Genomic DNA, 13482 nt, shown 5'->3' with positions numbered 1-13482 from the left:
ATGATCCTCTACGGCACAAACCCGATTGCCTGGTCCAATGACGACGACCGCACGCTCGGCGCTCATATCAGCCTCGACCAGTGCCTCGACGAAACAGCGAAGATCGGTTTCGATGGTATCGAGAAGGGCCACAAGTTCCCGGAAAATCCGGCCGGACTCAAGGCCGTTCTTGAACCCCGCGGCTTGCGCTACGTATCCGGCTGGCATTCGCTGAACCTGCTCACCCATTCGATCGAGGACGAAAAGATGGCCATGCAGCCGGCGCTCGATCTTCTGAAAGCCATGGGCTCCAAGGTCATCATCGTCTGCGAAACCTCAAACGCTATTCACGGTAACGACGCCGTCGCAGTCAATGCACGACCGAAGCTTGCCGAAGGGGATTGGGCGACGTTCGGCGCAGGCGTCGAAGCTCTCGCCGAATATGCGGCCGCGCAGGGAATTACCCTCGTCTATCATCATCACATGGGGACCATCGTCGAGAGCGAGGACGAGATCGACCAACTGATGAAAAATACCGGACCGCATGCCAAGCTGCTGCTCGATACCGGCCATTGCCTGTTCGGCGGCGGCGATCCGGAACGGGTCGCCCGCAAGTATATGAACAGGGTCGGCCATATCCACGCAAAGAACGTCCGCCCGGTCATCGCCAGACAGGTGCGTGAGGAGAACCTATCCTTCCTTGAAGGCGTGCGTCGTGGCGTCTTCACCGTACCGGGCGATACCGAGGGCGGCGTCGATTTCCCGTCAGTCCTCGGCGTTGCGGCAGCACACGGCTATCAGGGCTGGCTGGTCATCGAGGCCGAACAGGATCCGGATGTCCGCAATCCCTTCCAGTACCAGAGCCTCGGCCTGAAATCGCTGAAAGCCATGGCTCGGGAGGCTGGGCTGGACAAGGCAGCGGCAGCCTGACAGAGCGACCGCGCCCCTTATGAACCCTACGACACGCTCGATTCCGGAAATCATGGATCGGCAGGGAGATGATAGATGAGTTCGCTCTTGCGCAAGCCGTCGGGAACGTCCGGCAAGGTTCATGACATCACCCCGACCAGCGCCGGCTGGGGCTATGTCGGCTTCGGCCTTTATCTACTGAAGGCCGGCGAAAGAGCCGCCGAACAGACCGGCGATACGGAAGTCATTCTCGTGCTCGTCGAAGGCAAGGCGGAAATCACCGGCAGCGGCAAGGCTTTCGGGGAGCTCGGAGACCGTATGAGCGTCTTCGAACGCACTCCGCCGCACTGTGTCTACGTTCCTGCAGAGAATGAGTGGTCGGCGGTCGCCACGACGGACTGCACGCTCGCCGTCTGCACTGCTCCCGCAACAGCGGGTCGCGAGGCGCAGGTGATCGGCCCTGCAGGCATTTCGCTCAGCGAACGCGGCAAGGGCGCCAATACGCGTTACGTCCATGCCATCGCCATGGAGGACCGCGACGTCGCCGAGGCATTGCTGGTGACCGAGGTCTTCACTCCCCAGGGCAACTGGTCGTCCTACCCGCCGCACCGGCATGACCAGGACAATTATCCTGACATGACCTATCTCGAGGAGACCTATTACCACCGGCTGAACCCGGCGCAGGGTTTCGGCTTCCAGCGGGTCTTCACCGAGGACGGATCGCTGGACGAGACGATGGCCGTCTCCGATGGCGATGTCGTGCTTGTGCCAAAGGGTCATCACCCCTGTGGCGCGCCCTACGGCTACGAGATGTATTACCTCAACGTCATGGCTGGCCCCCTGCGCAAGTGGCGCTTCAAGAACCATCCGGATCACGACTGGATCTTCCGGCGCGACAATTCCTGACGCGCTGACCCAACACCATCCTTTCAACGAAGCTCCCGGGAGGAGAACATGAGCGGTCTCGGTATCGGCCTGATCGGCACGGGTTATATGGGCAAATGCCATGCGCTGGCATGGAACAGCGTCGCCAGCGTCTTCGGCGACGTGGCCCGGCCCCGCCTCGTGACGGTCGCGGAAGTGAATGCGGATCTGGCGTCGAGGAAAGCAGCGGAACTCGGGTTCGCCCAGTCAACCGGCAACTGGCAAGACCTGCTTTCCGATCCGGAAATCGACGTCATCTCGGTGACAACACCCAATGCTTTCCACCCCGAAATGGCAATCGCGGCTCTTGAGGCCGGCAAGCATGTCTGGTGCGAGAAGCCCATGGCGCCGGCCCTGCAGGACGCAATACGCATGCGCGATGTGGCGAAGAAATCCGGCCGAGCCGCCGTGATGGGTTACAACTACATCCAGAATCCGATGATCCGCCACATCCGCCGTCTGATCGACGAAGGCGCGATCGGAAGCGTCAACCACGTCCGTGTCGAGATGGACGAGGACTTCATGGCCGATCCCGAAACGCCATTCTACTGGAAGAGTGAGATCACCTCCGGCTATGGTGCGCTCGACGACTTCGCCGTTCATCCGCTCTCCCTGCTCTTCAAGCTTTTCGGCCATGTGGAAAGCGTGGTCACTGACATGGTGAAACCCTATCCGACCCGGCCGCTGAAGGATGGTGGCGACCGCGAGGTCGAGAACCACGACATCGCAAGTGTATTGATGAAGCTGGAAGGCGGAATTTCCGCCGTGCTTATGGCAAACCGCTCCGCCTGGGGGCGCAAGGGCCGCATTGCCGTGCAGATCTTCGGCTCGAAAGGCTCCATCCTCTACGATCAGGAGCGAATGAACGAGTTCCAGCTCTATCAGGCCTCCGGCCGGCCGGAGGAGCTGGGTTTCCGCACGATCCTCGCCGCCCCGCACCACAAGCCCTACGACCGGTTCATTCCCGCCCCCGGCCACGGCCTCGGCTTCAACGATCTGAAGATCATCGAATGCCGCGAACTGATCGCCGCAATCGGCGGTGAAGAAGCGTATGTCATCGATTTCGAGGAAGGGCTGAAGATCGAGCGTTCCGTGCACGCCATGGCTCGGGCCTTTACCGAAAAACGCTGGATCAGTACCGGCGAAGCGTGACGGTCGAGGAGACAAAACGCGGGATCACCCCTTGCTCGTCACTCATTTGAGATACATAATTCGTTCTTGAATACTCAGGAGCGAACTATGTCCAAGACCTCGATGCTTCATATACGTGTCGACGAGAAACTGAAGAGCGAAGCCTCCGAGACCCTGGCTATCGTGGGCCTCACAGTCTCCGACGCCGTGAGAATTCTTCTGACCCGCATAACGCGGGAAGGCGGGCTTCCAGCCGGCCTCACTGTCGATCCCGCGGCACATGATGCCTGGTTTCGTGAAAAGGTACGCGAAGCCTTGGCTGATGACCGACCACCGGCCTCGCACGATGTCGTTATGGATGAAGTTCAGGCATTGATCGACAGGAAACGCCGTGCTCAGGATTGAATGGCGCCAGACGGCCCGCGAGGACCTTCTTGCCATCATCGGCTTTATTGCGGATCACAATCCCGGCGCCGCTCAACGACTCAAAGACGAAATCCTTTCCAAGGTGTCGAGACTGGCGGAGTATCCCCAACTCCATCGGACGGGGAGGGTCTCCGGAACGCGGGAAATGATTGTTCACGCCAACTATATCGTTGTCTACACCGAGAACAGGACGACCATCTCAATTCTGCGCGTATTGCACGGCGCCCAGCAGTGGCCGCCGCACGATACCTAATATCATCTAAATTCCAGCTCTGATGAACTCGATCGACCGCGCCACAGCCTCAGCCGGGTCCGACAATTCGTGCACCGAAGAGGCAAAAGGCTCAAACGAGAAGAATCCGGAATAGCCTTGCTCGCGCAGTGTCCGAATCTGGCCGATATTGCCGAGCCGATCTTCGCTATCGACCAGCACGCGATGGGCGTCGAGCATGTCATCGACGCCAACGGCCTTGTCGGTGACGCCGGAAATATGCACGAGGCCGGTCTGTGCCGGGTAGAATTCGGGTTCGCCGGCCAGATAGTGATGGAAGGTATCATGCACAAGCCGAAAGCTTGCGCCGAAGCCGAGTTCGTTGATCGCTTCGACGGCTTCCCTTTTGGAGCGGAGCGAACAGATCGGAAAGCCCAGCGGCTCAACAAGACCACCGATCCCGGTATCGGCCAGAATGGGCTGCAGACCTTTCAGCGCCTTGCGCAAATTCGCCTGCCGTTCGCCATCGGCGCGACCGCTGCCATCATTGACAGGTACGAGAACAAGGGCGCGCGCACCGCAATCGCGAGCGTAGTCCGCGAGCGCCTTCGCTTCCTCCTCGCGTTCCGGTGTCCATTCGTTGAACCGCTGCAGCGCGTTGATCGAGAGGATCGTGAGCCCCCGATCTTCCGCCAGCTTCCGGATATCGGCTGCCGGCGTTCCGTCGAGGATGGCGTTGCCTTCAAGATCGTTACGGATCTCGACTGCCCTTGTTCCGAGCTTTCGCGCGAGGTCGAAGAAGGCCGGCAGCAGCAGTTGCGGCGCTGACATATGGTTCAGCGCGAAAGAGATATCGGCCATGGAAATTCCTACTCCGAATGGAAAAAGGGCCGGCATAGCCGGCCCGGAGGTTGAGGAGGAGATCAGCGTTTCGCGCGCTTCTTCTGGCGGTAGACGTCTGCAACCACGGCGGCCACGATAATCATGCCCTTGATGATTTCCTGGTAGTAGGCATCGACGCGCAGGAAGGTGAAGCCCGAAGTCATGACGCCAAGAATGATCGTGCCAATGACTGTGCCGGTAATGCGGCCCGCACCTCCCGAAAGCGATGTACCGCCGATGACGGCTGCGGCGATCGCATCGAGTTCGTACATCACGCCCATGCCGGCCTGTGCGGTCTGTGCGCGGGCTGCGGTGACGATGCCTGCAAGGCCGGCCAGCATGCCGGCGATGGCATAGACCTTGACCAAGTGCTTTTCGACATTGATACCGGAAACCCGAGCCGCCTGCACATTGGCGCCAATCGCATAGGTGAACTTGCCGTAGCGGGTGTAACGCAGTGCGATGTGGAAGATCACAGCGACGAGGAGGAACACCACCACGGGCCAGATGCCGGTACCGATGAAGGTGAACTGCTCGGTCAGGCCGGAAACGGGCTGACCCTTGGTGTACCACTTGGAGATACCGCGCGCCGTCACCATCATGCCCAATGTGGCAATGAAAGGCGGGATCTTGGTTCTGGCGATCAACTGGCCGTTGATATAGCCCGCGAGCAGACCGATCAGAATGCCGATGGCGATCGGAACGAAGAACGGCATGTCCGTGAGGCCCGGATAGAGTGCGCGCGACCAGGTCGAAGACTGGGCGAAACTTGCCGAGATCATCGCCGTCATGCCAACGACGGAACCCGAAGACAGATCGATGCCGCCAGTGATGATGACCTGTGTCACACCGACGGAGATGATGCCGATCACCGCGACCTGCAGGATCATGATCGTCAGGCGCTGCGGGTTCATCAAAAAGCTCTGGCCGACGAACAGCCAGCCGAGCAGTTCGAATATCAGGGCAATGCCGATGAGCACCAGCAGGATATTGGCTTCCGGCGGAATGCGATGGCTATTGGGCCGGCCTGTCTTCAGATCGACGTCGGCCTTGGTGGCAGTTGGATGGTTCATCATCTCCTCCCTTAGGTCATCGGGACGGCGTCAGCGCGACGCCAGGTCCATGACCTTGATCTGTGTGGCTTCCGAACGGTCGAGGAAGCCGGTGACGCGGCCTTCATGCATGACCATGACGCGATCGCTCATGCCGAGAACTTCCGGCATTTCGGACGAGATCATGATGACGGCGACGCCGTTCCGGGTCATTTCGGTGACCAGCCGATGAATTTCCGCCTTGGCGCCGACATCGATGCCGCGGGTTGGTTCGTCGAGAATGAGTATCCTCGGATTGGTCAGCATCCAGCGACCGATCAGCACTTTCTGCTGGTTACCGCCGGAAAGATTCTCGATGCGTTCGTTGAGGCTCGGCGTCTTGACACGTAGCTTGCGGCACATGTCCTCACATGCCGTGTTGAGGCTCTTCTGTTCGACAAAGCCCTTGTCGACATAACGATCCTGCAGCACGGCAAGCTGCATGTTTTCCAGTACCGAGAGGATCAGCAGACAACCGGTATCCTTTCGGTCCTCCGTGAGGAAAGCCATGCGATTGCGGATCGCCTCGGTCGGGCTGTCGATCGCAACCGGCTTGCCATCGATCTCGATGGAACCCGATGACGCCGGCGTGACACCGAACAGGGTTTCCGCCACGTTCGAACGCCCTGAGCCGACGAGACCAGCCACGCCGAGAATCTCACCGGCCCGTACATCGAAGGAGACATCGTGGAAGACACCATCGAGCGTCAGGTTCTTCACGGAAAGAACGACATCCCCCAGCGGAACATCCTCCTTGGGAAACATCTGGGTGATCTCGCGGCCAACCATCATGCGGATGATGTCATCGCGGGTGACATCGCTCGACGCATGGGTACCGATGTACTTGCCGTCGCGGAAAACCGAGAACTCGTCGGCGATCTCGAATAATTCGTTCATCTTGTGGGTGATGTAGACGATGCCGATACCCTGGTCGCGCAGATCGCGAATGATCCGGAACAGATGCTCCACCTCGCGCTCCGTCAGCGCCGAGGTTGGCTCATCCATGATGAGGACGTCGGACTCATAGGAAACCGCCTTGGCGATTTCGACCATCTGCCGGTTCGCGACTGAGAGATCACCGACCTTTGTTTCAGGGTGAATCGCGATATTCAGACGATTGAAGAGAGCAGCCGTCTTCCGGTTCATCTCCTTGTGATCGACGAGACCGAGACGGTTCAGCGGCTCGCGGCGTATCCAGATGTTTTCCGCAACCGTCATATAGGACATCAGGTTGAGTTCCTGATGGATCATGGCGATGCCGTTTTCGAGCGCGTCTAGAGGCGATTGAAGCCGGATTTCGACACCCTTCATCCGCACGCTGCCCTGATCGGGCTGATAGATGCCGGCAAGGATCTTCATCAGCGTGGATTTGCCGGCGCCGTTCTCCCCCATCAGGGCGTGCACGCTGCCACGTTTTAGCTGGAAGCTGACGTCATCGAGCGCCACAACACCTGGAAATTCCTTGCGGATACCTTCTGCTAGCAGGAGAAATTCGGCATTCGGGATTGCGCCGCTCTTGCGGACAGCAGCCATCGTCGTCGGGCTGACCATATCGATGTCTCCTCGCTCATCATGCGGGGTGGAATGCGGGCCAAAGCCCGCATTCCTTTCGGTCTTTCCTGAAGGAAAGATCAGTTCTTGGCCTGGTAATCCTTGAGGTTTGCCGGCGTCACGAGCTCGAAGGGAATGTAGACCTTCTTGTCGACGGCTTCACCCTTGGCGAGCTTCAGGGCCGCATCGAAAGCCCCCTTGCCCTGACCCGCAGCGTTCTGGAACACGGTGACGTCAAGATCGCCGGCTTCCATGGCAGCCAGTGCGTCCTGGGTCGCATCGACACCGGCCACGACATAATCCTTCATGTCCTTGCCAGCAGCCTTCAGCGCCTGGATCGCGCCGATCGCCATTTCGTCGTTGTTGGCGATGACAGCATTGAATTCGAGACCGCTCGACAGCCAGTTGGTCACGAGGTCGGCCCCCTGGGTGCGCTGCCAGTTGGCGGTCTGCTCCTCGACGATCTCGATGCCCTTGCACTCATCGGTCGCAACGACTTCGCGAACGGCCTGGGTGCGCATGCGAGCGCCCTGGTTGGAGAGTTCGCCCATCATCACAACGGCCTTGCCCTTGCCTCCGAGAAGACGGCAGACTTCCTTGGCTTCAAGGGTGCCGGCAACGATCTCTTCCGATGCGACGAAGGACTGCTTATCCGGCAGTTCGTTGACGTTGACCGGCTCGCGATTGACGTAGACCAGCGGAATGCCGGCGTCTGCTGCGAGTTTCGACATTGCAACCGTGGCATCGGTATCGACCGGATTGACGATAATGGCATCGACGCCTGCAGCAATGAAATTCTGGATCTGGCTCTGCTGCTTTGCAACGTCGTTCTGTGCGTCCTCGACCTGCAGCGAAACGCCGTCCATGCCCTTGGCATAATCCTGCATGCCGTTGCGCAGGACGGTCAGGAAGTTATCGTCGAACAACGCCATGGAAACACCGACGGTTTCCGCATGCGCGGCAGTGCTCAGGAGCACGGAAACGGCCGCGCCCAGTACGAGCTTCTTCATCATGATCTTCTCCTCCCAGTGTGTCCGGCGCCACTCGTTCATGCCGGAAACCGGCCTCCCCGACCGGTCGCATATCCTCAAATGTTCGATGAGAAAAACGGAATAAAGAAACCGTATTTGCCATCTCGCAAACTATTTATTCCATTTTTTGGAATGCGCGTCAATCACCCCTATGGAAATTGAGCAAGTGCGGCTCTTCCCTCCTGGTCGGGTGCACGAGCCTGCCAAAGAGCGGCTTGATGCTGCGATCAATCGCCTTGTTTATCGGGCGTTCAAGCGCGCCATCGCCCGTTCGCGAAGATCTCCAGATAGGGTCGCGTCATCCCCGCCGGCCCGGCAGGAATAGGGAATGACATGTATGCTGACTGGCAGATCCGCCATGCAGCCGGATCGCCGGACCCCATGCTCAACCGAGATCGAGCCTGGGCAGGCCGGCGCTGACCAGTTCTTTCACGTCGAGCACAAGAGCATTCAAGGGGCGATCGTCCCTGTAATAAGGAGCACGGGAGCGTATCCGGTCCTGAAGAACGCTCGTCGCCGCGGCAGCCGGGAGCGTTTGCGGCTGCATGTCGAAGGCCTGCGCCGCGGCAAGAAGCTCTATCGCAAGCACGGTGGCGAGATTGTCGATGATGGAGAGGGCCTTGTCGGCCGCCGGCGTTGCATGGGTGAGGATGTCCTCCTGAAGAGCAGAGGTGATGCCACCATCGAGGCTCGCAGGCGCAGCAAGCCGTCGGTTCTCCGCCACAAGCGCGGCCGCTGTGTACTGGACGATCATGAAACCGGAGCAAACGCCGTTTTCGGCAGCGAGAAAGGCCGGAAGGCCACTGACGAGGGGATTTACCAACCGATCTATCCGTCGCTCGGAAATGGCCGCAAGCTCGGCCGCCGCAACAGCCAGCGAGTCCATGGCGAGGCCGAGCGCGGCTCCCACGGCATGGGCCTGAGAATGGACCTCCGGAGCCGACGCCGTTCCGGCGACCACCGGATTGTCCGTGACACTGGAGAGCTCGCGGTCCACGACTTCAGCAACCTGCGTGAAGGCATCACGCACGGCACCGTGTATCTGCGGCACCGCGCGCAGGCTCAAGGGATCCTGGGTGCGGCTGCCGGCCGATTGCTTCAACCGTTCGCTACCTTCCAGCCAGCGCCGCAGATTTGTGCCAACCGTCTGCAGACCGGATGATTTGCGAAGGGCGAGAGGCATTGCGGCGAATGGATCGGCCTGCGCGCCAAGGCTCTCATACGTCAGCGCCGCAGCCGCATCCGCCCATTCCAGCAGCCCCGCCATACGGGCGAGCGCCAGAGATGCGAGCCCAGTCGCACACGGTGTACCGTTGACCAGGCTAAGTCCCTCCTTGGCAAGCGGTACAAGGGGCTGCAATTCCATCCGATGGAGAGCGTCCTTGCCGGACATGGTCGTCCCGGCATGCCGAACCTTCCCCTCGCCAATTAACACTGTGCCGATTGCAGCGGCATGGGTGAGGTAGCCGACCGAACCTCTCGACGGAATGACCGGCAGGAGGTCCGCATTCAACAAGGTCAGCAGACCTTCAACCGTCTCTCGGCGAACTCCGGAGTAACCATGGGCGAAATTGGCGATCTGCGCCGCCATGACGGCGCGAGTTTCGGCGCGACCGAGCGGTTCCCCAACGCCGCATGCATGGCTGAGCAGGATATTACGCGACAGAGCCTTCTGCTGGCTCTCATCAATGACGACATCGCAGAGGGCGCCAACACCGGTGTTGATGCCGTAGCCACGAATGCCGTTTGCAACCAGTGCTTCGGTGATTTCGCGTGCGCGCTCGATCCGGCACCAGGCGTCATCGGACAGCTGCAATTTTGCGCCACCGGCGACGGCCGCGATCTCCGGCCATGTCAGGGAACCATCGAGAATGACCGGGTTACTCATGGCTATCTTCCTTTCGCCTGCTTGGGCATGACAGGCATCCCGGTCGGCGGCCCTCGGGATGAAGCAGGCGTTGCGCAGTTTCAGGAATGTTGCGGATGCCGCGGATCATGATGTGGTTTCAATAGATAACGGCGAGCGACGTCGAGATAACCATCATAAAGCAGCCCGCCATTGAGCGCGACCAGCGCATCCCGCTCACGGCGATAGAGAGCCGGAATCTGATACCAGGGAACGCCGGGGCGTTCATGATGCAGAACATGCAGGTTGTTATGGAGGAACAACAATCCAAACAGCGGGCTGTTCTCCACGATCGCGGTACGCTCCTCATAGCTGTCGGCATAACGATGCTCGGCATAGGAACGCAGCCGGCTCAAGGCCGCACCGGCATAGACAAAACCCAGAAAATAGAGCCAGAAGGGCATGCTACAGATGTAGAGCACCCAAAAAAGCAACACCCCCACCCCAAGACCGTGGCGAACCCATATCATTGCGCGCCGTCGGTCGCCGCGCAGGATCGTCAGCGCTTCCCGCCCTAAGAAGACGAACAGCATGACGGCGGGACCGATGGTCAGACGACCGAGAAGCGTCGTGTTCCAGCGCGAAAGCGTCTGGCCAATCGAACCCATCGCGTTCCATGCGACCCATGTGAAATAGTAGGACTCCGGATCTTCGATAGGATCCGTCAAGTGCTCGTCGCGATGATGGATGAGATGACTTTCCTTGTAGATCGCATAGGGAAGCCAAAGCGAAATAGGCGGCCAGCCGATCGCATCGTTTATCCATTGATTGCGCGTCGGATGCCCGTGGATCACCTCATGCTGCAACGATCCGTGCCAGGCGATCAGCCAAGCACCGATGACGGCAACCACAAGGATCGGCAAGGCTTCCCACCACCATGTCACGGCGAGGAACCCGCCATAGATGACGATCGCCAGCACGACCGTTTGCCACTCGATACGACGAACCTGCGGGAGGGATTGAATGGGTGATCTTCTATTGGCCGACATGAACGGGCTCCAGAAAACGTGCCGCATGGAGAGTTTTTTACATATATTCCATGTTAAATATAGACAATCTAGCAAAGACACTCCTCAGGCAAGCGTCGGATATCCCATCGCGAGGGCCTCCCTTTCGAGCACAAGGAGCTGGTCGTAATCGTCGTCGGAAAGTTCCACGACATCGCAAAGCGAAAGAGTGTCCCGAACCTCCCCCATCATAGGATCTGCAAGCGCCGCTCGCAGGACATGTCGAAGAACCTCAACGTCACCGTCGGGCATGGTTTTCCGCGCTATGAACGGCAGACCAGGACCTGACGGCGTAGCGGCGAGAATACGGACATTTGCCAGACGATCCGGATCGAAACGAAGAAAGTTGCCATAGGTGACACAATCGATGGCGGCCACATCGGCGACCCCGGCGGTAACAGCGTCGACGCTCGCGATATGGCTGCCCGTTTCAACCACTGCCGAGAAGAAACGACCATTCCGGGCAAAGGGCGCAACAGCCCGCCGAAACAGGTTCATTCCGGAATTGCTGTCACGACCATTGATCGCCGCGGTCGCACCGTAAAATTCGTCCAAAGAACATGCGGTGCTGTCGACGCGGATCACAATGAAACTGCAGGAGTTAGGGCCGTCGCAGCCAGGATAGGCGTAACACGGAGTAGCTACGAGACGTACATGGTTGCGCAAGCGGTGGAGATAGGGATATCCGCAGGTCTGGGCGAATACGAGAGCAGGATGAAGCCATGCCCGGTCATAAGCCAGTTGGTCATCCAATCCGCCGGGGACCGGACTTATCCCTTCCTGCCGCAGTCCGTCACGCAGGAAATGCCAAAGCGCCTCATTCGCCGCCGCGATCTGAGCCGGGCCGGAATACATCGCGAGACTGGCAATCCCGGCGCCGCCATTGTCCCCGGTCGGCGAAAAATGCCGCTCATCTCGCATGCCAGACGTTTTCCACCATAATCGCCCCTCATTATGTCTATACAAGCTGACATAACTTGCCATCGTAGCAAAGCGGGATTTCCGGTTTTCCTGAGATTTCCGGGGTTTTGAAACACACCAGCGAACCTGTCTCCGCGTGTTCGCAGTTTATCGCGGCGACTGGTCCTTTCTTGAAACCCGCCTCCCTGAAGACAAACTATCTTTGGTAATGTGCCGGATGTTCCCCGCGTCGAAACCGTACGAGGCCGCGTGCAATGACCACAAGAATTCCGGATCCCGTCTTCACTCTCACCACCGGCCCTGTGAACTGCTATCCCGAAGTCCTCCAGGCGCTCGGAAAACCCGTGCTCTACGATCAGGATCCCACTTTTCTGCAAACTTACGAACGCGTCAACCTCAAGGCTCAGGCTGCATTCGCTTCGGCCAATGTTCCGGTCATTCTGCAGGGAGAGCCGGTCCTTGCCCTGGAAGCAGTGGGGGCTTCAGCCTTGTCCGAGGAGGATGTCGTCCTCAACCTCGCCTCCGGCGTCTATGGCGACGGTTACCGCTCCTGGCTGGAGCCTCATGCCAGGGAATATCTCGAGATCCGCGTTCCCTTCAACGAGGTCATCGACCCGGCATCGGTCGCAGCAATGCTGGCTGCTCGTCCCGAGATCGCTGTGGTCACGGTCTGCCATCACGATACACCTTCCGGCACCATCAATCCGGTCAAAGAGATCGGCGAGATCGTCGCCAGTAGCAAAGCGATCTTCGTGATCGACGCCGTTTCTTCCTTTGGGGGCATGGAGATCATGCCCGAAGACGTCAAGGCCGACATATTCGTCGCCGGGCCGAATAAATGCCTCGGCTGCCCGCCTGGGCTATCGCTGCTAGCTGTCAGCGATAAAGGCTGGGCCAAGATGAAGCGCAATCCAAACGCGCCACGCGGTTCGATCCTCAGCATACTCGATTGGGAAGACGCCTGGAAAAGGGAAAAGCCTTTCCCTTTCACTCCATCCGTTGCCGAGATCAATGCTCTCGAAGCAGCCCTTGACCTTTATCTCGCAGAAGGTCCCGGGACGGTGTGGGCTCGTCATGCCCTGACAGCAAGAGCCTGCCGCGCAGGGATAAAGGCGATGGGCCTCGAGCTTTGGGCCGCATCCGAAGACTTCGCCTCGCCGACCACAACGGCCATCCGTCTGCCGGAAGGGATCGACGAAACCGCCCTTCGCCAGACCATGCGGGAAGTCTATGGCGTTGTGATCTCCGCAGGACGTGGCGCAACTTTCAACAGGCTGGTGCGTATCGGACACATGGGGCCAACGGCGAGGCCCATCTACGCCTTGATCGCCGTAACAGCCCTTGGCAGCGCAATTGCACGGATGTCGGGCAAGCCCTGCGACGTCGGGGCTGGCGCTGCGGCCGTCATGGCTGTGATTGACAGCATGACATGAACCAAAGACTGCTGCATGAATGCCGAGCGGAGCGCTGCCGCATCGTCTGATCAGCTCCAGATCTGCGGCCCTAAATGCTG

The 13482-nt window shown here is 59.4% G+C and carries 13 protein-coding genes; 6 read left to right on the top strand and 7 right to left on the bottom strand.

The genetic code is table 11. The features are described from left to right. The 5 genes from iolE (at position 1) to J5N58_RS22285 (ending at position 3622) form a co-directional block, all read left to right on the top strand. Positions 1–909, top strand: coding sequence for a myo-inosose-2 dehydratase (iolE, locus tag J5N58_RS22305; protein ID WP_244713131.1), 909 nt, complete (start codon positions 1–3; stop codon positions 907–909). Between the two features lie 75 nt (positions 910–984). After that, positions 985–1794: a 5-deoxy-glucuronate isomerase gene (gene iolB, locus J5N58_RS22300; RefSeq protein WP_244713129.1), complete on the top strand. Its 810-nt coding sequence runs from the start codon at positions 985–987 to the stop codon at positions 1792–1794. A gap of 48 nt (positions 1795–1842) precedes the next feature. Beyond that, positions 1843–2964, top strand: coding sequence for a Gfo/Idh/MocA family protein (locus J5N58_RS22295; protein WP_244713127.1), 1122 nt, complete (start codon positions 1843–1845; stop codon positions 2962–2964). Positions 2965–3051: 87 nt separating this feature from the next. Further along, positions 3052–3348, top strand: coding sequence for a type II toxin-antitoxin system RelB/DinJ family antitoxin (locus J5N58_RS22290; RefSeq protein ID WP_113443680.1), 297 nt, complete (start codon positions 3052–3054; stop codon positions 3346–3348). Then, on the top strand, positions 3335–3622 hold the full coding sequence (locus J5N58_RS22285; protein ID WP_113443681.1) for a type II toxin-antitoxin system RelE/ParE family toxin: 288 nt from the start codon (positions 3335–3337) through the stop codon (positions 3620–3622). The genes J5N58_RS22290 and J5N58_RS22285 overlap by 14 nt, the downstream gene beginning before the upstream one ends. Before the next feature lie 6 nt (positions 3623–3628). Here the strand turns inward: J5N58_RS22285 and J5N58_RS22280 are convergent, their stop codons facing one another. The 7 genes from J5N58_RS22280 to J5N58_RS22250 form a co-directional block, all read right to left on the bottom strand. Then, positions 3629–4441 (bottom strand): TIM barrel protein, encoded by an 813-nt coding sequence (locus tag J5N58_RS22280; RefSeq protein ID WP_244713125.1) that lies wholly within the window; start codon positions 4439–4441, stop codon positions 3629–3631. Between the two features lie 62 nt (positions 4442–4503). Next, positions 4504–5535, bottom strand: a complete 1032-nt coding sequence (locus tag J5N58_RS22275) for an ABC transporter permease (RefSeq protein WP_113338007.1) — start codon at positions 5533–5535, stop codon at positions 4504–4506. A 30-nt stretch (positions 5536–5565) separates the two neighbouring features. Then, positions 5566–7104, bottom strand: coding sequence for a sugar ABC transporter ATP-binding protein (locus J5N58_RS22270; protein WP_113443683.1), 1539 nt, complete (start codon positions 7102–7104; stop codon positions 5566–5568). Between the two features lie 80 nt (positions 7105–7184). Beyond that, entirely contained in the window at positions 7185–8114 is a 930-nt protein-coding gene (locus J5N58_RS22265) for a sugar ABC transporter substrate-binding protein (protein ID WP_113443690.1), read from the bottom strand. 406 nt (positions 8115–8520) lie between these two features. Beyond that, positions 8521–10023, bottom strand: a complete 1503-nt coding sequence (locus tag J5N58_RS22260; RefSeq protein WP_113443684.1) for an HAL/PAL/TAL family ammonia-lyase — start codon at positions 10021–10023, stop codon at positions 8521–8523. Between the two features lie 80 nt (positions 10024–10103). Then, positions 10104–11030 carry a fatty acid desaturase gene (locus J5N58_RS22255; RefSeq protein WP_113443691.1) on the bottom strand — a complete coding sequence of 309 codons (927 nt, stop codon included), beginning with the start codon at positions 11028–11030 and terminating at the stop codon, positions 10104–10106. Between the two features lie 84 nt (positions 11031–11114). Next, entirely contained in the window at positions 11115–12032 is a 918-nt protein-coding gene (locus J5N58_RS22250; RefSeq protein ID WP_244713123.1) for a phosphate/phosphite/phosphonate ABC transporter substrate-binding protein, read from the bottom strand. A gap of 191 nt (positions 12033–12223) precedes the next feature. Here J5N58_RS22250 and ppaT point away from each other — a divergent pair, with 191 nt between their 5' ends. Continuing rightward, on the top strand, positions 12224–13402 hold the full coding sequence (ppaT, locus tag J5N58_RS22245) for a pyridoxamine--pyruvate transaminase (protein ID WP_113443686.1): 1179 nt from the start codon (positions 12224–12226) through the stop codon (positions 13400–13402). Positions 13403–13482 lie beyond the last annotated feature (80 nt).

This window comes from Paenirhizobium cremeum, from assembly GCF_022884085.1.
Taxonomy (GTDB): Bacteria; Pseudomonadota; Alphaproteobacteria; order Rhizobiales; family Rhizobiaceae; genus Allorhizobium; species Allorhizobium cremeum.
This window is presented reverse-complemented; position numbering and strand designations above follow the sequence as displayed.